Source organism: Pseudomonas sp. Au-Pse12 (assembly GCF_021341665.1).
In the GTDB taxonomy this organism is placed as follows: Bacteria; Pseudomonadota; Gammaproteobacteria; order Pseudomonadales; family Pseudomonadaceae; genus Aquipseudomonas.
Map to the genome: position 1 here is coordinate 266981 of NZ_JAJTTH010000006.1, position 20671 is coordinate 287651.

Sequence of the window (20671 nt, forward strand, 5' to 3'; positions counted from 1 at the left end):
ACCAGCCCATCGCGGTAGTTCATTTAATGACCAGAAATATGAAGTTCAGCCACAAGATCCTGCTGGCCGCCGCCCTTGTGGTGGCCGTCGCGTTCGCCTGTTTTATTCTGTTCAACGACTATCGACAGCGTGAAGCCCTGCGCAGCAGCACCGAAGCCTCGATGCAGGAACTGGGCAGCCTGACCACCAGCAACATCCAGACCTGGCTGGAAAGCCGCATCCAGTTGCTGCAATCCCTGGCCCAGCAGATTGCCGTCGACGGCAGCGGCGCCGACAGCCTGAAACGCAGCGTCGGCCTGCCCGCCTATACCAGCAACTTCCAGCTCAGCTACTTCGGCGGCCAGGACGGCGTGATGTTCTCGGTCCCGGCCGGCAACCGTGCCGCCGACTACGACCCCCGTGCCCGCGGCTGGTACAAGGCGGCGAACAGCGCCCAGCAGACCATCGTCACCGAACCCTACATCGCCGCCTCGTCGGGCAAGCTGGTGGTCACCGTCGCCACCCCGGTGCAGCACCAGAACCAGATGATCGGCGTGGCCGGTGCCGACATCGACCTGTCGAGCATCAGTGCCATCATCAACTCGCTGAATTTCGGCGGCCATGGCCACGCCTTTATCGTCAGTGCCGAAGGCAAGATCCTCATCCATCCCGACAGCAAGCTGGTGCTCAAGAGCCTGAACGAGGCCTACCCCAGCGGCGCGCCGAAAGTCAGCCCGGGCATGAAAGAAGTGCAACTCAATGGCAAGTCGCAGTTCATTTCCTTCACCCATGTCAACGGTGTGCCCTCGGCCGACTGGTACGTGGCCCTGGTCCTGGACCAGGACACCGCGTTCGCCATGCTCAGCGAGTTTCGCACCTCGGCGATCATCGCCATGGCGATTGCCGTGGTGATCATCATCAGCCTGCTGGGCATGCTGATCCGCATGCTGATGCAGCCGCTGCACCTGATGGGCCGGGCCATGCATGACATCGCCGAAGGTGAAGGCGACCTGACCAAACGCCTGGTGATCCACGGTCACGACGAGTTCGGCACCCTGGGCGTGTCGTTCAACCGCTTTGTCGAGCGCATCCACAGCTCGATCCGCGAAGTGTCCTCGGCCACCGGCCAGGTCAACGAAGTGGCGCTGCGAGTCGTCGCGGCCTCCAACTCGTCGATGCTCAACTCCGACCAGCAGGCTTCGCGCACCAGCAGCGTGGCTGCGGCAATCAATCAGCTGGGGGCCGCCGCCCAGGAAATCGCCCAGAACGCCGCCCTGGCGTCGCAGCACTCCAGCGACGCCCGCAGCCTGGCGGAAGACGGCCAGCAGGTGGTGGACAGGACCATCGCGGCCATGCACCAGCTGTCGGCCAAGATCAGCAGCTCCTGCGACAACATCGAGACCCTCAACAGCAACACGGTGAACATCGGGCAGATCCTCGAAGTCATCACCAGCATCTCCCAGCAGACCAACCTGCTGGCGCTCAACGCCGCCATCGAGGCGGCCCGCGCCGGTGAGGCCGGACGTGGCTTCGCGGTGGTGGCGGACGAAGTGCGCAACCTCGCCCACCGCACCCAGGATTCGGCGCAGCAAGTGCAGAAGATGATCGAGGAACTGCAGGTCGGCGCCCGTGAAGCGGTGGGCACCATGACCGAAAGCCAGCGCGAGAGCGAAAGCAGCGTGGGCATCGCCAACCAGGCCGGCGAACGCCTGGGCAGCGTGACCCAACGCATCGGCGAGATCGACGGCATGAACCAGTCGGTGGCCACCGCCACCGAAGAGCAGACCGCGGTGGTGGAGTCGATCAACGTCGACATCACCGAGATCAACACCCTCAACCAGGAAGGCGTGGAAAACCTCCAGGCCACCCTGCGCGCCTGCTCCGACCTGGAACAACAGGCCAAGCGCCTGCAGCATCTGGTGGGCAGTTTCCGTATCTGAGTCACCGCTTCGCCGGCAAGCCGGCTCCTGCCACTCTCCCGCAGGAGCCAGCTTGCCGGCGAAATCATTCGATTGCGGACATTCAGCAATACAGTCGCGGGTCTGCACGCCCCCAACAGAACGGGATTAAGACTAAACTCAGGCCTGCCTTTCCAGTCGAGCCCGCCCCATGAAGCTTTCATCTCAGGTCAAGCCCATCAGTTACCTGAAAAGCCACACCGCCGAGATCGTCAAGCAACTGACGGAGAGCCGCGAGCCTCTGGTTATTACCCAGAATGGCGAAGCCAAGCTGGTGGTTATGGATGTACAGAGCTTTGAGGAACAGGAAGCGACCCTGGCCATGTTGAAACTTTTGGCCCTGGGCAACCGGGAGATTGAAGCCGGCCAGTTCCGTGATGCAGAGCAGGTGTTGGCCGACCTGGAGCGGGACGACCCGCAATGAGATTCAAGGTGGTCATTCTGCACTCGGCAGAACACGACCTCAAAGCGCTCAGACACTACCTGATAGTCGATTCTCTACCCAAGCCTGGCACAGCACCTTCCAGCACTTGAAATCCACCGTGGCTCAATTGGCGACCTCGCCCTACGCAGGCGTGGTGCCTGACGAAATTCAGTAGCTCAATCTGCGCCACTATCGCCAGGTACTGTGCGGCATGAACCGGGTGATCTACGAAGTACGGGAGAACACCGTCTTTATCCACATCATTGCTGATGAAGCGCCTGTTGCGAACGGACAAGTGATGCTTGCCGGCCGTCAGAAACGCGAACCAGGCTCGCGCAAAAAGGCCAGTTCTTCAGCGGTGGACTCACGGCCGAGGATGGCATTGCGATGGGGGAAGCGCCCAAAGCGGGCAATGACTTTCTGGTGCCGTTCGGCGTAGTCCAGGTTGTCGGCAAACACTGCACGCTCGTCCGCTGGCTGTTCGTCGTGCAGGGCCGTAAAGCGTGAAACGCTCTCGTTCTGCACCGCCAGGTTTTCGCAGTGCTCGAACACCAGGTAGATGAAGCAGCGCTGCATGGCCGGCAGGCGCCGGTCAAAATCCGCGGCGATGCCCTGGGCCACCAGTGCCTGGGCACGCAGGTCGCCGGCAAATGCCTTGGGAGTGTCGCGATAGATCATCCGTGGCAGTTGGTCGAGCAACAGCACCAGGGCCAGCCAACCTTGGGGACTTTGCGTCCACTCGGTCAAACCGCCGGCCAGGGCCTGCTCCGTCAGATCCCCAAAACGCTGGCGCGCCTCGAGGTCCTGGCTGTCACGCTTGCCAAACCACAACCGGCCCTTGGCAGCGACAATCTCTGCCGGCTTTTCGGCTGAGCCGAACCACCAGTCAAGCAGAGGCTGCCAGGGCGCGGTCACGGTTTATTCCTTGTGGTAACCGGTCACCCGGGCCACTTCTTCCTTCGAACCGAGGAACACCGCCACGCGCTGGTGCAGGCCTTCAGGCTGGATGTCGAGAATGCGCTTGTGGCCATCGGTGGACGCGCCGCCGGCCTGCTCCACCAGGAACGACATCGGGTTGGCTTCGTACATCAGGCGCAGCTTGCCCGGCTTCTCCGGTTCGCGGCTGTCGCGCGGGTACATGAACAGGCCGCCACGGGTCAGGATACGGTGCACGTCGGCCACCATCGCCGCGACCCAGCGCATGTTGTAGTTCTTTTTCAGGGGACCGGTGTCGCCCGCCAGCAGCTCCTCCACGTAGCGCTTGACCGGGGCTTCCCAGTGACGCTCGTTGGACATGTTGATAGCGAATTCCTGGGTGGCCTCCGGAATCGTGATGTCTTCGTGGGTCAGTACGAAGCTGCCCATTTCACGGTCCAGGGTAAAGCCCTTGACGCCGTCGCCCAGGGTCAGCACCAGCATGGTCTGCGGGCCGTAGATGGCGTAACCGGCGGCGACCTGCTGGGTGCCTGGCTGCAGGAAGGCCTTTTCGTTCAGGGCTTCGTTCTGGCTCAGGTACTCGTTCGGGCAGCGCAGCACCGAGAAGATGGTGCCCACCGGTGCGTTGATATCGATGTTCGACGAGCCGTCCAGTGGGTCGAATACCAGCAGGTAGGCACCTTTCGGGTACTTGCCGGGAATCTGGTAGGCATTGTCCATTTCCTCGGACGCCATACCGGCCAGGTGGCCGCCCCACTCGTTGGCTTCGAGGAGGATTTCGTTGGAAAGCACGTCGAGCTTCTTCTGCACTTCGCCCTGCACGTTTTCCGTGCCCATGCTGCCCAGGACACCGCCCAGGGCGCCCTTGGAAACGGCGTGGCTGATCTCCTTGCAAGCACGCGCCACCACTTCGATCAGGAAGCGCAGATCGGCAGGAGTGTTGTTGCTGCGGGTCTGCTCAATCAAATAGCGACTCAGGGTAACGCGGGACATGGAAGGCTCCGGAGGAATGGGGGGGTAAAAACCCGCGCAGTTTAACGCGAGTCGAGGCGCATTTCCTCCTCTCAGACAGGGAACTGGCAGATAGAGTTCAGGCACCGGTTTCAGCGTAGCCAAAAACGGCCGGCAGGATGGCGGCCCGTGGCGAGGGAGCCTGCTCCTGCTGCGCGCAGGCCAGCCGAACGGGAGCAATCTCCCTCGCCACAAGTGCTCGCTTCAGGCTGCCGGTTTGCGCAGCATGCTGAAGGCCATGCCGGCCAAGGCCAGCACGCCCAGGAGCAGCACCGCCCACAGGCCGATCTTTTTCCAGTCCGGCCCGCTGGCCGCCACGCCGGTCGCAGGAGCGGCGGTGGCCGCGGCCAGTTGCGCCGCGCCCTCGACCTTGGCCTGGCCCAGTGCCTTGAGCCGTTGCGGGCTGTAGTCGGGGATCAGGGTAGACAGCGGCAGATTGGCCGCGCTCGCGGTCGGGTTGCCCAGCGCCAGGGTGTAGGGCCCGGCGCCACGAGCCAGGAACACCAGTTGCGTGCCGTGCACGGCAAATTCCAGGCTCGGCGCCTCGGCGCCCAGGCCACCGCCGCGCTCGTCCACCACCAGCTTGAGTTGCTGCACGGTCTGCCCCGGCAGTTGCAGTTCGTTCTGTTGCACGTCCTGGCCATTCTGGGTCAGGCGATACAGCAGGCCATTGCCCAGGGGCTGCCATGGCAGGCTGCTTTCACGACGCCCATAAAGCGTGGCCGGAGCCAGGCTGTTGGCCTGGACCAGGGCAATCCGCACCCGCGCAAGGTTCAGGCCCATGGGCAACTGCCAGGTGTATTCGCCAGCCTTGCCAGTGCTGCCGCCCAACGGCTGCGACCACACCAGCGGCGACGGCAGGCTGCTGGTGGTGCTGCTTTGCACTTGCGCCGAGGTCAGCACCGGTGCCGACTGCGGGGTGTTCCACAACAGGCGCAGATAGCGCGCCGACTGCCCGGGCAAGGCCACTTCGTGCTGCTCGATCCGCTCGTCGGCAAACGACAGACGCGCCACCTGGCCATCGCCCCAGGCTTGCCAGTGCTGCAAGTCGTCACTGGCCTCGATGCTGAAGCGCTGGAAGCCATCGCGCTCGCTGGTCCAGTCCAGCACCAGTTGCTGCAAGGGGGCCTTGATCGCGCTGGCATCCAGCAGCCAACCGCGCAGGACTTCTTCTCCGGCCTCCAATTGCGTGGAAGGCTGGACTTCCACCAAGGTGCCATTGGTACTGGACTGCACGCGCACGCTGGGGGTGCTGTCGGCGGCCTCTGCCGAGCTGTACAGCGGGAACCACTTCACATCGCTGAGATGACGCTGCTCGCTGGTCTGCGCCGGCTGGCGGGCCAGGGCATAGGCCTGGGGCTCGCCGGCGGCGTTGAACACGCGGATATCCCGCAGGTCGGTCTGGCTGGCGTGCAGTTGCACCGCCAGCGGCAGCTCCAGGCGGTACCAGGGGCCCTCGCCGCTCAGGCTCAGGGGCGCAAGGGACTTGAAATCCCCCGGCTTGTCCTGGGCCACGGCGGACAACGCCACACACAGGCCGACAGCGCCCAACCAGCCCAGGCTCAGCTTCGAACTCACGATGACACTCCTTCATTCAACGGTTTGCCGGGCTCGGGTTCAGCCTCGGCGCGCTTGGGCGGCAATGGGGCGAAATAGCCCACCACCAGCAGCAATACCCCCACCCCGATGAACGAGACGATCCGCGCCAGCCCGCCACGGTTGCTCAACTCCACCAGGAACAGCTTGGCCACCACCACGGCAATCAGCACCGCGCCGATCAACCACACTTCGCGGCGATGGCGCAGGTGACCGCCGATCATCAGGCTCAGGGCAATCAGGGTCCAGACGATGGACAGCCCGGCCTGGACCATCATCGACTCCAGCAAGGCATCCGGCTGGAACGGCACGCCGCTCCAATGATGGGCCGCACGCATCACCAGCACGGTAAAGAAGGCGAACAGCGACAGCCCCGCCACCAGCTGCGTGCCGCGCTCGGCGTAATCGGCGCGGATCGCCAGTTCCTGCACGGCACTGCGCGACCAGACATAGACGCCGAACAGGGCAAACAGCAGCCCCAGCTCCAGCGGGTTGAGCAGCGGCAGGTACGGCAGCGGCTCGGCCCGGCCATCGCTGACGATATTCGCCAGCCAGAACCAGCCCAGCATCAGCACCGCCAGGGGCAGCGCGGCATACAGACGATATTCACGGGAATGCGCGCTGACCGGCCACGGCCAGTTGCGCGGTACGGCCATCGCCACCAGGTACAGGCTCGGCAGGATCGCCCAGCCCAGCCAGCGCCAGGCGTTGTACTGCTCGGACAACAGCAGCAAGCCATAACGCAGCTCCAGCGCCAGCACGCCGATCAGCAACCAGCAACCCAGTACATGGGCGATGCTCGCTACCCGGGCCGGCAACAACGCCGCCAAGCGCCGCAGGCTGAAGAAGTGCACGGCGAACAACAGGGTCCAGGCGAGCCAGCCGAAATCCGCTGCCGGGTGATAACGCGGCGCCCAGGACGCCAGCAACACCCCGCCAGCGGCCGGCATCAGCAGGCTGCACAGCAGGCCCAGGGACGGCCATTTCAGGCGCACCGCCAGCAGCGCCCAGAGCAGCACGCTGGCCGCGCAAACCAGCAACAGCAAGCTGGCCTGCCAATGGGCCGGGGCGAAACGCAGCACTTCCTTGAGCCAGCTAAAGGCCCACCAGCAGGCGCCCCAGGCCAGCAACAGATCAGACAGATGGCCGAGGCTCAAGGCATCGAAGGCCGAGCCATGGTTGCCTCGCTGCAGACGCCAGGCACCCACCAGGGCCGCCAGGGCCAGGACCATCGGCGTCCAGAAATCACCATTGGCCAGTGGCCGCAGGTTTTCCACCGCGCCACTGATGAACCCGTCCGAGCCGGCCAACAGGAAGGTGCTGCCACCTATCACCTGGAGCACCAGGCCGAAGACAAAACTGGCCCGCTGCTGCAAATACAGGCTGAGCCAGATGATCAGCAGGCCACTGGCGGCCCAGACGCCGCTGGCGGTGCGCCACGGCAGGACGAACAGCACCGCCAGGTTGATCATCATCAGCCCGGCCAACAGCACCAGAGACAGGCCGCGCAACAGCCGCGGGTCATTGCGCACCATGTCGTTGCGGGCGGCCAGGAGCATGCCGCCGATCAGAGCCAGGCCAATCAGCGAAGCGCTCAGCAAGCCGCTCCAGCCGGCGCTGAATACCGCACCGGCATCGCCGTCCGCGCCTTGCAGGCGCATCAGGAACAACGCACCGCCCAACAGTTGCACGGCGAAGGCGCTGAACAGGAAAGTCCGCGATTGCAGGCGCAGGCCGACAAACAGCGTCGCCAGCCCGGCCAGCGCCCAGCTGATGGCGGTGCCCTGGGTGAACAGGAACAACGGCGCCAGCAGGTACAGGAATGCCAGCCCGGCCACCGCCAGGATCGGCGCAATGCCCTGCTCCCAGCTCGCCACCTGGGTCTTCTGCGCCCGCCGCAACTGGTCGAAGCTGAACAGCAGCGAGCCTCCGAGCAGCAATGCCCCCAAGGGCGCGCCGGCCAGCAGGCTGGTGTCGCCGGGGCGCAATTCACTGAGAAAGGCCAGGGCCGAGCCCACCTGCAGCAGCAGGGCAAAGGCCCGGGCCAGCGGCCGCTGCTGGCGCAGGCCGAGCCAGAAGATGCCCGCACCTTCCACGGCCCAGGCTGCCGAGGTCCAGCGCGCATCCAGGCCCAGGGGAATCGCCAGGCTGGCGAAGATCACCCCCAGGGCCAGGCAGGTTTCACCGAGCAACAGGGCCCGGCCGCCCATCAATACCCGGGCCAGGACCATGTAGATCAGCCCCAGGGCCAGGGCGCTGAAGGACGCGGCGAACGCCAGGTGCTGCACCAGCGCCAGTTGCAGGCCAAAGCCCACCAGCGGCGGGCCGAAGAGCATGCTGCCGTCGACGTAATCGCCCTTGCGCGCGGACCAGTGCAGCAACGCCTGGCGGCTGTCGTCGGTGGGCGCATCGCTCAATTCCAGCAGCTTGCGCCGGGTGAACAGCAGGCCGATGGCCAGGTACATGACAAAGAACAGGACCAGGAAGGGTTCGGTGCTCCACAGCAGCTCAGGCGTGTAGGAGCGCAGGCCCCAGGCCAAGCCGATACCGAAGGTGCCGACAAAGCCGATCAGGTTCAGCAGGCGCCAGGCCTTGAACCAGGCGATGGCCAGGATGCCGGCATTGAGCAAGGCGAAGTAGCTGAAGAGCGCCACGTGGCTGCCGGCGCCGGTGGACGTCAGGATCGGCGCGGCAAAACCGCCCAGGGCCGCAGCGGCGGCCAGCCCGAGGGAGTCCTGGGTAATGGCCAGGATGGCCGAAAACACGGTGACCGCCACCAGCAGGCCCAGGGCGGCGGAAGGATCGAGCAGCGGATGCAGGCGCATGGCGGCGAACACCGTCAGGTACAGCACGGCGATCCCGGTGCCCTGGAGCATCAGGGCATAGTTGCTGTTGCGCCGCCGCAACCACCAGCCCAGGCCCAACAAGCCCAGCGCGCTGGCGGCGACGCCGGCGTAGCGCAGTTCGAGGGGCACCACCATGCCTTCGGTGGCATAGCGCAGGAGGAAGGCCAGGCCGAGGAACAGCAGCACCACGCCGACCCGTAGCACGGTGTTGCCGCCAAACAGCCAATTGCGCGCGCCGCTGATGGCGCGCTCGATCAGGTTCGGTTCCCGCGGCTGCGTCGCCACCGGCTCACGGGCCGGCGCCTGGGATTGCCAGACCGAATCCGGCAGCGGCTGGCTGGCCTCGACGGCTGCGGCAGGGCGCACCTCAGCGGGCAATTCCCAGACCAGATCCGGGGCAGCCGGCACCGGCTCCACTGGCTGGACCGGGTCAAGAATGAACTCAGGAAGGTCTTGCAGTTCCGGCGCGGCGTTCGAGGCCCTGTCGGCCTCGGCAGGCGGGGTGCTGGCCTGGGGTTCTGCAGCCGTTTCGGCAGCGCTGCCAGTGCCTTCCAGCAGGGCCAGACGCTGGCCCAGCGCCGCCAGGGCCTTTTTCGCCTGCTCCAGCTCGCGGTGCTGGTCGGCCACTTGTCGATGCAGGGCGCCGAAACGAATGGCCAGGCCAACAGCCAGGCCCAGCAGGGCGCCAATCAGGGCATCGCTGAAGGACTCGTCGATGATCCAGCCCAGCACGGCCCCCAGCAGCATGAACATCCATTGCATGTGTCGATATCCCTAAGCGGTCCACTGACGGACAGGTACAGCTGTGTTGATGCTTGCGCCGCACGCCGGTTCCTACAACGGATTGCAGGAGCCGGCGAAGGCCTCTCCCCGATTGGAAGCCAAGCGCGGCCCAAAAGACACCCCGAGGGAGACAAAATCGCCGCCCAGTATATCGACAAGGCCCAACAAACGCTGGGCCTTGTGCACACTTCCAGGATTTTCTCGCAAGCCTCAGTCCAAGGCCTTCCAGATCTCCGTGGCGTACTCGCGGATGGTCCGGTCCGAAGAAAACCAGCCCATGCGCGCGGTGTTGAGCACCGCCGAACGCCACCATTCCTTGGAATCGTGCCAACGCTCCTCGACCCGCACCTGGGCATTCCAGTAGGCGTCGAAATCAGCGCAGACCAGAAACCGGTCGTAATCGATCAGCGAGTCGACCAGCCCGGTATAGCGCGACGGATCGTCCGGAGAGAACACCCCCCCACGAATCGCCTGCAGCACATCGTTCAGGCGATGGGAGGCGGCAATGTCCGGCACCGCGCTGAACTCGCCATTGCGCTTGCGCGCCTCCACCTGCTGGGCGCTGAGGCCAAAGATGAACATGTGCTCGGCGCCGACCTGCTCGCACATTTCGACGTTGGCGCCGTCCAGGGTGCCGATGGTCAGCGCGCCATTGAGGCCGAACTTCATGTTGCTGGTGCCCGAGGCCTCGAACCCGGCGGTGGAAATCTGCTCCGACAGGTCGGCGGCGGGAATGATGCTTTCCGCCAGGCTGACGTTGTAGTTGGGCAGGAACACCACCTTGAGCAGGCCGCGTACCGTGGGGTCGTTATTCACCGTACGGGCAATGTCGTTGGTCAGCTTGATGATCAGCTTGGCCTGGTGATAGCTGGCGGCGGCCTTGCCAGCGAAGATCTTCACCCGCGGCACCCAGTCGGTTTCCGGCTCGGCGCGGATCGCCTGGTACAGCGCCACGGTGTGCAGCAGGTTGAGCAACTGGCGCTTGTATTCGTGGATGCGCTTGACCTGCACATCGAACATCGCCGCCGGGTTGATCGCGATCCCCAGGCGCTCGTGAATGATCGCCGCCAGGGCGCGCTTGCTGTGCAGCCGCTGCTCGGCGAACTGCTTGCGAAAGACCGGCTTCTCGGCAAAGGGCTCCAGCCCCCGCAGCAGCGCCTCGGGGTTGTCCAGCAGCTCGGGGCCCAGCGCCTCCACCAGCATTTCGGTGAGCGGCGGGTTGGCCTGGTACAACCAGCGGCGGAAGGTGATGCCGTTGGTCTTGTTGTTGATGCGCTCGGGGTACAGCTTGTGCAACTCGGAGAACACCGTGCTGCGCATCAGCTGGGTGTGCAGGCCGGACACGCCATTGACGCTGTGCGAACCGAGGAACGCCAGGTTGCCCATGCGCACCCGGCGGCCGTTGTCCTCCTCGATCAGCGACACCGCCCGCAGCACGTCGAAATCGTGCAAGCCCTTGGCCCGCAGCGAATCGATGTGCTGGGCATTGATCAGGTAGATGATCTGCATGTGCCGCGGCAGCATGCGTTCCATCAAGCCCACCGGCCAGGTTTCCAGGGCTTCGGGCAACAGCGTGTGGTTGGTGTAGGACAGGGTTTCCACGGTGATCTGCCACGCCGCGTCCCAGGCAATGCCGTGCAAGTCGACCAACTGGCGCATCAGCTCGGCCACGGCGATCGACGGGTGGGTGTCGTTGAGCTGAATGGCCGCGTGCTCGCCGAGGCTGAGCACCGAATCGTGCATGTTCTTGTGGCGCCGCAGCAGGTCCTGCAGCGACGCCGAGACGAAGAAGTATTCCTGGCGCAGGCGCAGTTCCTGGCCGGCCTCGGTGCTGTCAGCCGGGTACAGCACCCGGGAGATGCTCTCGGCCCGAGCCACTTCCGCCACCGCGCCCAAGTGGTCGCCGGCGTTGAAACGCTCCAGGTGCAGGTCTTCCATGGCCCGTGCCCGCCACAGGCGCAAGGTATTGACGCTGGCCCCGCGCCACCCCACCACCGGGGTGTCGTAGGCCACCGCGCGCACCGTTTCCGCCGGCCACCAGACTTGCCGGGCATGGCCCGCCTCGTCGGTCACGGTGTCGACACTGCCGCCAAAGCCGATGGAGTAGATCACCTCGGGGCGCTCGAACTCCCAGGGGTTGCCGAAATCCAGCCAGTGCTCGGTCTGCTCCTGCTGCCAGCCATCGACAATGGCCTGGCGGAACAGCCCGTGTTCATAGCGAATGCCGTAGCCGTGGCCGGCGATGCCCAGGGTCGACATGCTTTCCATGAAACACGCCGCCAAGCGCCCCAGGCCGCCGTTACCCAGCGCCGCATCGGGCTCCAGCAGGCGGATGCGCTCCAGGTCCACGCCAAGGTCGGTGAGGGCTTCGCGGGCCACGTCCAGCAACCCAAGGTTGCTCAGGCTGTCGAACAAGAGCCGACCAATGAGGAACTCCAGGGACAGGTAGTACACCCGCTTCTGACCCTTGCGGTAGATCTGTCGCGTGTGATCCATCCAGTGGTCGACCATATGGTCCCGCGCGGCCAGGGCAATGGCCTCGAACCAGTCGTGATCGAAGGCGTGATCCGGGTCTTTGCCTACCGCGTAGGTGAGCTTGGTCAAGACGGCTTCGCGAAAAGCAGCCACCTCAGCGTCGCGAACAAGGGGTTCCTGAGTCATCGATACGACCTCTGACGAGATACACAGTGAGCATGGAATGGTCTGAGCCTAGTCGGTCTGACACGAGGCGAAGGCTCTGGTTCGGCGCTACTTCAAATGGCTCGGCTAATGGGGGGAGTCGTCTGCGCCAGCAGGGAAAAAGATGCAGTTGCCGTGCCGCCATGCATTATTCGGCGCCATATGAAGAAAAATCCGACCCGCAGTCGTTCAAAAATCCACCAGTCCCGGTATGATCGCGCGCCCTGGAACATGCCGGAACCACCACCTTGATGAAGTCCAACCTGATCGCCGCCGCGGAAATCGACCGTCTCGATACCTGGGCCAAATACACCGCGCCCATGTGCGGCTCCTGCATGTCCAGCTGCTGCACCCTGCCGGTGGAAGTGAAGATCAAGGACCTGATCCGCATTGGCATCGTCGACGAATTCGAGCGCGGCGAACCGGCGAAGAACATCGCCAAGCGCCTGCAGAAAGAAGGCATCGTCGAGCGCTACAACCAGAAGTCGGAAATCTTCACCCTGCAGCGCATGAGCAACAACGACTGCCTGTATCTGGATCGTAAGAGCCGCCTGTGCACCATTTATGACAAGCGCCCGGACACCTGCCGCAACCACCCGAAGATCGGCCCGCGCCCGGGCTACTGCGCCTACAAGCCCAAGCCCCAGGAACGCCCGACCAATACCAGCAGTCGGACCCTGGAACGCTTCTGAGCCACCGCGCCTCACCGCTACTACCGCTGCTGTAGCCGCTGCCGAGCAGCGGCTACATGAACAGGTTTTCTCCAGGCAAAAAAAACGCCCCCGGTCTCGCGACCGGGGGCGTTTTCATTCAGCCGGAACTAAAGACTCAGTTCTTGGCTTTCTTGGCAGCGCGAGTACGCTCGCCTTCGTCCAGGATCTTCTTGCGAAGACGGATGGACTTAGGCGTCACTTCGCACAGCTCGTCGTCCTGGATGAATTCCAGAGCCTGTTCCAGGGTGAAACGAACCGGCGGCACCAGGGCGATGGTTTCGTCTTTACCCGAAGCACGCATGTTGTCGAGCTTCTTGCCTTTGGTTGGGTTCACACCCAGGTCGTTGTCACGGCTGTTCAGACCAACGATCTGACCGTTGTAGATCTCCTGGCCGTGCTCGACGAACAGCTTGCCGCGCGCCTGCAGGGTTTCCAGGGAGTAGGTCAGGGCCTTGCCGGTTTCTACCGATACCAGTACGCCGTTCTGACGGCCGGACATGTGGCCGGACTTCATCGGAGCGTAGCGATCGAAGATCGAGGTCAGGATGCCTGCACCGTTGGTCAGGGTCAGGAACTGGTTACGGAAACCGATCAGACCACGGGCCGGGATGTTGTATTCCAGGCGTACACGGCCCTTGCCATCCGGAACCATGTTGCTCAGGTCGCCCTTACGCAGGCCCATTTCTTCCATGACCTTGCCCTGGGATTCTTCAGGGATGTCGATGGTGACGTTTTCGAACGGTTCCTGCTTCACGCCATCCACTTCACGGATGATCACTTCAGGACGGCCAACGCCCATCTCGAAGCCTTCGCGACGCATGGTTTCGATCAGTACCGACAGGTGCAGCTCACCACGGCCGGAAACCTTGAACTTGTCGGCCGAGTCGCCTTCTTCAACGCGCAGGGCAACGTTGTACAGCAGCTCCTTGTCCAGACGTTCCTTGATGTTACGGGAAGTCACGAACTTGCCTTCTTTACCGCAGAATGGCGAATCGTTGACCTGGAAGGTCATGGAAACGGTTGGCTCGTCGACGCTCAGTGGCTTCATCGCTTCGACAACAGTCGGGTCGCACAGGGTGTCGGAGATGAACAGCTCGTCGAAACCGCTGATGCAGACGATGTCGCCGGCGGCAGCTTCTTCAACGTCCACACGGTGCAGACCGTGGTGACCCATCAGCTTGAGGATACGACCGTTACGGCGCTTGCCGTTGACGTCGATGGCCACTACCGGGGTGTTCGGCTTGACGCGACCGCGAGCGATACGGCCAACGCCGATCACACCCAGGAAGCTGTTGTAGTCCAGAGCGGAAACCTGCATCTGGAACGGGCCGTCACGGTCAACGCTTGGCGCTGGCACGTTGTCGACGATCGACTGGTACAGCGGGGTCATGTCTTCAGCCATTTCGGTGTGGTCAAGACCAGCAATACCGTTCAGGGCCGAGGCGTAGACGACTTTGAAGTCCAACTGTTCTTCAGTGGCGCCCAGGTTGTCGAACAGGTCGAAGATCTGGTCCAGAACCCAGTCAGGACGCGCGCCCGGACGGTCAACCTTGTTGATCACCACGATTGGACGCAGGCCGGCTTCGAAGGCCTTCTTGGTCACGAAACGGGTTTGCGGCATAGGGCCGTCTTGAGCGTCGACCAGCAGCAGCACGGAGTCGACCATGGACATTACGCGCTCAACTTCGCCGCCGAAGTCGGCGTGGCCCGGGGTGTCCACGATGTTGATGTGGTAGCCGTTCCAGTTGATGGCGGTGTTTTTCGCCAGAATGGTAATGCCGCGCTCTTTTTCCTGGTCGTTGGAGTCCATCACGCGCTCGTCGTTGAGCTCGTTGCGCTCCAGGGTGCCGGATTGACGCAGGAGTTTGTCTACCAGGGTGGTCTTACCATGGTCAACGTGGGCAATGATGGCGATGTTGCGTAGATTTTCGATCACTTGTGTATCTCGATCAGAGGATTCGGTGTGCTGACAAATGCTGGCAGCGATTAACAATAGATTCAGGCCTGGCCGTTACAGCTGGACGGCGGCGTCGGGGGGCCGGTGACGCAAGCCACAGGCGAACATCCCCGGGCACTTAGCTCGGTCTATAAACGCGCACATTGGCATGTCCCTCACTGAGCAGATGGTGAGCATGCAGGCGACTCATGACGCCTTTGTCGCAATACAGCAGGTACTGGCGCGTAGGGTCCAGTTCCTTGAAGCGGGCGTTCAATGCATAGAACGGCAGCGCTTTTACTTCGATGCCAGCCAGCTCCAGCGGGTCGTCTTCCTGGGCATCCGGGTGACGGATGTCGATGATGATCTGACCGGCCAGCGCCTCACTGACTTCTTCAATCTGCACATCCTGGCCCAACTCGTCGATCACCCGATCGATCGGCACCAGTTTGGCCCGCTCGATCGCACGCTCGAGCACCGCCATATCGAATTCTTTCTCTTCATGCTCGACGCGATGGCGCTTGGCATGGGTCTTGGGGTTCACCGAAATGACCCCGCAGTACTCCGGCATGTGCTTGGCGAAGTCGGCGGTGCCGATTTCCTCGGCCAGGTCGATGATGTCCTGCTTGTGGCTGGCGATCAGCGGACGCAGCACCAGCTTCTCGGTCACGCAGTCGATCACCGACAGGTTCGGCAGGGTCTGGCTGGACACCTGGGAAATCGCCTCGCCAGTCACCAGCGCATCGATGTGCAGGCGGTCGGCGATGCTCGACGCGGCACGCAACATCATACGCTTCAAAATGACGCCCATATGACTGTTGTCGACTTTGCCGAGAATTTCCCCGAGCACTTCCTCGAACGGCACGCTGACGAACAGCACGCGCTGGGAGCTGCCGTACTTCTTCCATATATAGTGCGCGACTTCCATCACGCCCAATTCGTGGGCACGCCCGCCCAGGTTGAAGAAGCAGAAATGCCCCATCAGGCCGCGCCGCATGATCTGGTAGGCCGCCACCGTGGAATCGAAACCGCCGGACATCAGCACCAGGGTCTGTTCCAGGGCACCCAGCGGGTAGCCGCCGATGCTGTTGTGCTGGCTGTGGATCACGAACAACCGTTGGTCGCGAATTTCCATCCGCACTTCGATTTCCGGCTCTTTCAGGGAAATTCCGGCGGCGCCGCACTGCCGACGCAGTTGGCTGCCGACGTATTTTTCCACGTCCATGGAGCTGAACGAGTGCTTGCCGGCACGCTTGCAGCGCACCGAAAAAATCTTCCCGGGCAAGGCATCGCCGAAGTGCTGCTTGCACTTGGCGACGATGTCGTCGAAGTCGCCCAGAGGGTACTCGTCGACCTGCAGGAAATGCGCGATGCCGGGCATGCAGCTCAGGCGCTCGGTCATGTCCTTCAGGGCCTTGGGGTCGCTGACGGCGGTTTCCAGCTCGAGGTTGTCCCACACACCATTGACCACCACGGCCGGGTCCAGATCGCGGAGCACGGCACGGATGTTTTTCGCCAACTGACGGATGAAACGCGTCCGTACCGGGCGGCTCTTGATGGTGATTTCCGGGAAAACTTTAACGATTAGTTTCATGAAAACAGCGCGCGCTGGGCCAGCCGAAAAAGGGGGGCGCGGATTATAGCGGAAATTGCTCAAGGTTTAACCAGTTAATGTGCAGAAGGTTTTCAGTGCACCAAAACGGGTCATTTATGGGCAAAGACGCTACATTGCAGTGCGCCAGATACCGGCATTTCAGCGAATGCGTCCTATAAAGCGTGATTTTGGGGCAGAAAACCCATCACGGGGCACTGGCATGCAATTTGCTCCCTTGTGAGGCAGGTTGCCATGGCAGAGTATTCGCGCCGGCATCACCCACATTCTAAGGGCACTCCAACACCAAGCCCGAAGCCACCCGGAGGACACTATGTCGAAGTCGGTTCAACTCATCAAAGATCATGACGTCAAATGGATTGATCTGCGCTTCACTGACACCAAGGGCACTCAACATCACGTGACCATGCCGGCCCGTGATGCGCTGGATGAAGACTTCTTCGAATCCGGCAAGATGTTCGACGGTTCCTCCATCGCTGGCTGGAAAGGCATCGAAGCCTCCGACATGATCCTGATGCCGGACGACGAAACCGCCGTGCTGGACCCGTTCACCGAAGAGCCGACCCTGATCCTGGTCTGCGACATCATCGAACCTTCGAGCATGCAAGGTTACGACCGCGACCCACGTGCCATCGCCAAGCGCGCTGAAGAGCACCTGAAGGCAACCGGTATCGGCGACACCGTATTCGCCGGTCCAGAGCCAGAGTTCTTCATCTTCGACCAGGTGAAGTTCAAGTCCGACATCTCCGGCTCGATGTTCAAGATCTACTCCGAACAAGGCTCCTGGATGTCCGACCAGGACATCGAAGGCGGCAACAAGGGCCACCGTCCAGGCGTCAAAGGCGGCTACTTCCCGGTTCCACCGTTCGACCACGACCACGAAATCCGTACCTCCATGTGCAACGCACTGGAAGAAATGGGCCTGACCGTTGAAGTTCACCACCACGAAGTGGCGACTGCCGGCCAGAACGAAATCGGCGTCAAGTTCAACACCCTGGTGAAGAAGGCCGACGAAACCCAGACCCTGAAATACGTCGTGCACAACGTGGCCGACGCCTACGGTCGCACCGCCACCTTCATGCCTAAGCCACTGTACGGCGACAACGGCTCGGGCATGCACGTGCACATGTCCATCTGGAAAGACGGCAAGAACACCTTCGCTGGCGAAGGCTATGCCGGCCTGTCCGACACCGCCCTGTACTTCATCGGCGGCATCATCAAGCACGGTAAGGCCCTGAACGGCTTCACCAACCCGGCCACCAACTCCTACAAGCGTCTGGTTCCAGGCTTCGAAGCCCCGGTCATGCTGGCCTACTCGGCGCGCAACCGTTCCGCTTCGATCCGCATTCCTTACGTGTCGAGCCCTAAGGCCCGCCGTATCGAAGCGCGCTTCCCGGACCCGGCTGCCAACCCGTACCTGGCCTTCGCCGCCCTGCTGATGGCCGGCCTGGACGGTATCCAGAACAAGATCCACCCTGGCGACGCTGCGGACAAAAACCTGTACGACCTGCCGCCTGAAGAGGCCAAAGAGATCCCACAGGTTTGCGGCAGCCTGAAGGAAGCCCTGGAAGAGCTGGACAAAGGTCGTGCGTTCCTGACCAAAGGCGGCGTTTTCAGCGACGACTTCATCGACGCCTACATCGCCCTGAAAAGCGAAGAAGAGATCAAGGTCCGTACCTTCGTACACCCACTGGAATACGAGCTGTACTACAGCTGCTGATCCGGTAGCGCCGGCGCAAGCCGCGTGATCGAGAGGCCTCCTTCGGGAGGCCTTTTTTATGCCCGCACATGTGCCCGGCCCGGGGTAGTTGCGTGCATCATGGGCGCCCTCTTTCCCATCAGCAGCCGAGCCCGCCCATGACTTCGCGCCTCACCCTGTGCCTCGCCCTGACTTGCAGCCTGCTCGCCACCGCGGCCTGCGCCAACGATGCCCCACCCACTCTTGCCCCACTGCTGCAAAGCATCAGTGAGCGCCTGGCGCTTGCCGATCAGGTGGCCCTGAGTAAATGGGACAGCCACAAGGCCGTGGAAGACCGCCCGCGAGAGCAGCAAGTGATTGCCGGGGCCACCGCCCAGGCGGCGGCCTATCACCTGAGCGAGGAAACGGTGGCGCAGTTCTTCGCCGCCCAGATCGAAGCCAACAAGCTGGTGCAATACGCCCGGCTCTCCAACTGGCACCTGCAAGGCCAGGCACCGGACACTCCGCGCCAGGATCTGGCCGGACAGATCCGCCCGCAACTTGATCAGTTACAAAAACGCCTGCTGCAGCAACTGGCCGACTTCAGCCCGCAACGCAGCAACCGCCAATGCCCGCAATGGCTGGCCCAGGCCAGCAAAGCCAGCAGCAGCGACCCCCTGCAGCAACTGGCGATGGTCCGCGCCACAGCAGAGTTATGTGTGTTCAAAGGTTAACCGCGCCCGCGCCACGCCCGGCCGCGGCCTATGCTGGGGCCTTTCAGGCAACCGCCAGGAGCCAGCAGATGCGCGCCTTGATCGCGGGCCTGCTGTGGATAACCGCACAGCCAGCCAGCGCACAGATCTACCAGTACACAGACACCGCCGGTCATCGCGCCTACAGCGACCAACCGCCGGGAACCCCGTATCAGCCGATTGAAACCGCCGCAGCGAAGCGCCTTCCCCGCCCGGCCGCTCCAGCGGCGCAGCCTGCCAGCGCATTCCAGGCCTACCAACGGCTGCAATTGACGGGTGTGCCGGAGCACGGCGCCGTGCGGGCCAACAATGGCCACTTCAGCGTGCAGGTGCGGTTGCAGCCGAGCCTGCAGCCCGGCCACCGCTTGCGCCTGCTACTGGACGACCAGCCCTACGGCCAGGCCAGCCAGGGGCCCGGCCTGCAACTGGAGAATATCGACCGCGGCCAGCACCGCCTGGCGGTGCAGGTGCTCGACGGCGAGCGGGTCCTGCAACAGAGCCCAAGCGTCACCTTCACCCTGCTGCGGGCCCAGCGCCGTTGAGCCCGCACCTCAACCGCGTACCACCCCGCTGGCCAGCAGCTTGGCGATGGTCGACTCATCCAGGCCCAGCCCCTGCAGGACCGCCCGGGTGTCCTGGCCCAGGGTCGGCGGAGCCGTGCGATAGCTGGCCGGGGTCCGCGACAGCTTCACCGGCGAGCCTATGCCGCGGTAACCATCGAGCTCCACCAGCAGGCCGCGATGCCGGGTGTGCGGATGAGCCACCACCTGCTCAACGGTAGCGATCGAGCCACAGGGCACCCCAAGGCCAATCAGGCGCGGGGCCAGCCCTGCACCGTCGTGGGCCGCCAGGTAGTGCTCCAACCGCTGCTTCAAGGCCTCGCGATTGACCGAACGCTGGCCGTTGTCGGCAAAGCGCGGGTCTTCCAGCAACTCGCTGGCCCCCAGCTCCTGGCACAGCCTGGCGAACTGCCGATCGTTGCCGACCGCGAGGAAAATCGGTTCGCCGGCGGTTCGATAACTGTCGTAGGGGGCAATATTGGGGTGGGCATTCCCCGTGCGCTGCGGCGTCTTGCCAGAGGCAAAGTAGTTCGGCAAATGGGGATGCAGCAGGGACACACCGCAGTCGTACAGGGAAATGTCCAGCGACTGCCCGCGGCCGCTGCGCTGGCGCTCGTTGAGGGCCAGGAGGATCCCCGCCAGGGCATTCAGGCCCGTGACCATATCGACAATCGGCAAGCCGATACGCAGCGGCCCGCCCTCGCCTTCGCCGTTGACGCTCATCAAACCGGCCATGGCCTGGATCACCGCGTCGTAACCGGGCAGCCCGCCCAGCGGCCCATCGGCGCCAAAGCCGGAAATCCCGCAGTGAATCAATGCCGGAAAGCGCGGGCTCAGCACCTCCTCGAAACCGATGCCCCAACGCTGCAGGGTGCCCGGCTTGAAGTTCTCGATCAGCACGTCGGCGCCTTCCAGCAACTGCATCAGCAGTTCCAGGCCTTCAGGGCGCGACAGGTCGACCGCAATCCCCTGCTTGTTGCGGTTGATACCGCGAAAGTACGAGGCGTCATCCCCTTCGAACGGCGGTCCCCAGCCACGGGTCTCGTCGCCGCTCAAGGGCTCCAGCTTGATCACTTCGGCGCCATGGTCGGCCAGGGCCTGGGAACAGTAGGGACCGCCCAGCACACGGCTGAGGTCGATGATTTTCAGGCCCGCCAGGGCCCCTTGGGTTTGCTTCATGTGAGTACTCCGGAAAATCGGCAAGGGGC

At 63.3% G+C, this 20671-nt stretch carries 14 protein-coding genes and 2 pseudogenes; 8 read left to right on the forward strand and 8 right to left on the reverse strand.

Going from position 1 to position 20671, the window contains the following annotated elements:
• Positions 1–38: 38 nt before the first annotated feature.
• The 4 genes and pseudogenes from LXM55_RS32740 to LXM55_RS18810 form a co-directional block, all read left to right on the forward strand.
• A pseudogene (locus LXM55_RS32740) lies at positions 39–1061 on the forward strand (HAMP domain-containing protein); the annotation flags it as partial.
• Between the two features lie 93 nt (positions 1062–1154).
• The gene (locus LXM55_RS32745) at positions 1155–1919 is read left to right on the forward strand and encodes a methyl-accepting chemotaxis protein (protein WP_442799774.1); all 765 of its coding nucleotides are present in this window, start codon (positions 1155–1157) and stop codon (positions 1917–1919) included.
• A gap of 169 nt (positions 1920–2088) precedes the next feature.
• Complete coding sequence (locus LXM55_RS18805; RefSeq protein ID WP_233321764.1) at positions 2089–2361, forward strand: type II toxin-antitoxin system Phd/YefM family antitoxin; 273 nt, start codon at positions 2089–2091, stop codon at positions 2359–2361.
• Positions 2358–2632 (forward strand): annotated as a pseudogene (locus LXM55_RS18810) (type II toxin-antitoxin system RelE/ParE family toxin); the annotation flags it as partial. The gene LXM55_RS18805 and the pseudogene LXM55_RS18810, both read left to right, overlap by 4 nt.
• 41 nt (positions 2633–2673) lie before the next feature.
• Here the strand turns inward: LXM55_RS18810 and LXM55_RS18815 are convergent.
• The 5 genes from LXM55_RS18815 to LXM55_RS18835 form a co-directional block, all read right to left on the reverse strand.
• The gene (locus LXM55_RS18815) at positions 2674–3276 is read right to left on the reverse strand and encodes a DUF924 family protein (RefSeq protein ID WP_233321766.1); all 603 of its coding nucleotides are present in this window, start codon (positions 3274–3276) and stop codon (positions 2674–2676) included.
• Positions 3277–3279: 3 nt separating this feature from the next.
• Positions 3280–4290 carry a class 1 fructose-bisphosphatase gene (locus LXM55_RS18820; protein WP_233321768.1) on the reverse strand — a complete coding sequence of 337 codons (1011 nt, stop codon included), beginning with the start codon at positions 4288–4290 and terminating at the stop codon, positions 3280–3282.
• 222 nt (positions 4291–4512) lie between these two features.
• Positions 4513–5886: a DUF3999 domain-containing protein gene (locus LXM55_RS18825; RefSeq protein ID WP_233321770.1), complete on the reverse strand. Its 1374-nt coding sequence runs from the start codon at positions 5884–5886 to the stop codon at positions 4513–4515.
• Positions 5883–9512, reverse strand: coding sequence for a DUF2339 domain-containing protein (locus LXM55_RS18830; RefSeq protein WP_233321771.1), 3630 nt, complete (start codon positions 9510–9512; stop codon positions 5883–5885). The genes LXM55_RS18825 and LXM55_RS18830 overlap by 4 nt, the downstream gene beginning before the upstream one ends.
• A gap of 231 nt (positions 9513–9743) precedes the next feature.
• Positions 9744–12194 carry a glycogen/starch/alpha-glucan phosphorylase gene (locus LXM55_RS18835; RefSeq protein ID WP_233321773.1) on the reverse strand — a complete coding sequence of 817 codons (2451 nt, stop codon included), beginning with the start codon at positions 12192–12194 and terminating at the stop codon, positions 9744–9746.
• 266 nt (positions 12195–12460) lie between these two features.
• On the opposite strand from LXM55_RS18835, the gene LXM55_RS18840 reads away from it, so the two are divergent.
• The gene (locus LXM55_RS18840) at positions 12461–12904 is read left to right on the forward strand and encodes a YkgJ family cysteine cluster protein (RefSeq protein WP_170002055.1); all 444 of its coding nucleotides are present in this window, start codon (positions 12461–12463) and stop codon (positions 12902–12904) included.
• 136 nt (positions 12905–13040) lie between these two features.
• Here the strand turns inward: LXM55_RS18840 and typA are convergent, their stop codons facing one another.
• Together typA and thiI are read right to left on the reverse strand one after the other, a co-directional pair.
• Positions 13041–14861 (reverse strand): translational GTPase TypA, encoded by a 1821-nt coding sequence (gene typA / locus LXM55_RS18845; protein WP_025130242.1) that lies wholly within the window; start codon positions 14859–14861, stop codon positions 13041–13043.
• Between the two features lie 139 nt (positions 14862–15000).
• Positions 15001–16455, reverse strand: coding sequence for a tRNA uracil 4-sulfurtransferase ThiI (gene thiI, locus LXM55_RS18850; RefSeq protein ID WP_233321775.1), 1455 nt, complete (start codon positions 16453–16455; stop codon positions 15001–15003).
• Between the two features lie 331 nt (positions 16456–16786).
• On the opposite strand from thiI, the gene glnA reads away from it, so the two are divergent.
• From glnA to LXM55_RS18865, 3 genes are all read left to right on the forward strand, one after another.
• Positions 16787–18193 (forward strand): glutamate--ammonia ligase, encoded by a 1407-nt coding sequence (gene glnA, locus LXM55_RS18855; RefSeq protein ID WP_016965623.1) that lies wholly within the window; start codon positions 16787–16789, stop codon positions 18191–18193.
• A gap of 137 nt (positions 18194–18330) precedes the next feature.
• Positions 18331–18885, forward strand: a complete 555-nt coding sequence (locus LXM55_RS18860) for a chorismate mutase (protein ID WP_233321776.1) — start codon at positions 18331–18333, stop codon at positions 18883–18885.
• Positions 18886–18953: 68 nt separating this feature from the next.
• The gene (locus LXM55_RS18865; protein ID WP_233321777.1) at positions 18954–19445 is read left to right on the forward strand and encodes a DUF4124 domain-containing protein; all 492 of its coding nucleotides are present in this window, start codon (positions 18954–18956) and stop codon (positions 19443–19445) included.
• 9 nt (positions 19446–19454) lie between these two features.
• Here LXM55_RS18865 and LXM55_RS18870 read toward each other — a convergent pair whose 3' ends face one another.
• A complete protein-coding gene (locus LXM55_RS18870; RefSeq protein ID WP_233321778.1) occupies positions 19455–20642 on the reverse strand; it encodes a CaiB/BaiF CoA transferase family protein in 1188 nt (395 codons plus the stop codon).
• Between the last annotated feature and the right edge of the window lie 29 nt (positions 20643–20671).

Excerpts from the sequence above, each read along its gene's own strand:
- LXM55_RS32745 (WP_442799774.1), top strand. The coding sequence starts at position 1,155 with ATGCTCAACTCCGACCAGCAGGCTTCGCGCACCAGCAGCGTGGCTGCG.
- LXM55_RS18805 (WP_233321764.1), top strand. The coding sequence starts at position 2,089 with ATGAAGCTTTCATCTCAGGTCAAGCCCATCAGTTACCTGAAAAGCCAC.
- LXM55_RS18820 (WP_233321768.1), bottom strand. The coding sequence starts at position 4,290 with ATGTCCCGCGTTACCCTGAGTCGCTATTTGATTGAGCAGACCCGCAGC.
- LXM55_RS18830 (WP_233321771.1), bottom strand. The coding sequence starts at position 9,512 with ATGCAATGGATGTTCATGCTGCTGGGGGCCGTGCTGGGCTGGATCATC.
- LXM55_RS18835 (WP_233321773.1), bottom strand. The coding sequence starts at position 12,194 with ATGACTCAGGAACCCCTTGTTCGCGACGCTGAGGTGGCTGCTTTTCGC.
- thiI (WP_233321775.1), bottom strand. The coding sequence starts at position 16,455 with ATGAAACTAATCGTTAAAGTTTTCCCGGAAATCACCATCAAGAGCCGC.
- glnA (WP_016965623.1), top strand. The coding sequence starts at position 16,787 with ATGTCGAAGTCGGTTCAACTCATCAAAGATCATGACGTCAAATGGATT.
- LXM55_RS18860 (WP_233321776.1), top strand. The coding sequence starts at position 18,331 with ATGACTTCGCGCCTCACCCTGTGCCTCGCCCTGACTTGCAGCCTGCTC.
- LXM55_RS18865 (WP_233321777.1), top strand. The coding sequence starts at position 18,954 with ATGCGCGCCTTGATCGCGGGCCTGCTGTGGATAACCGCACAGCCAGCC.
- LXM55_RS18870 (WP_233321778.1), bottom strand. The coding sequence starts at position 20,642 with ATGAAGCAAACCCAAGGGGCCCTGGCGGGCCTGAAAATCATCGACCTC.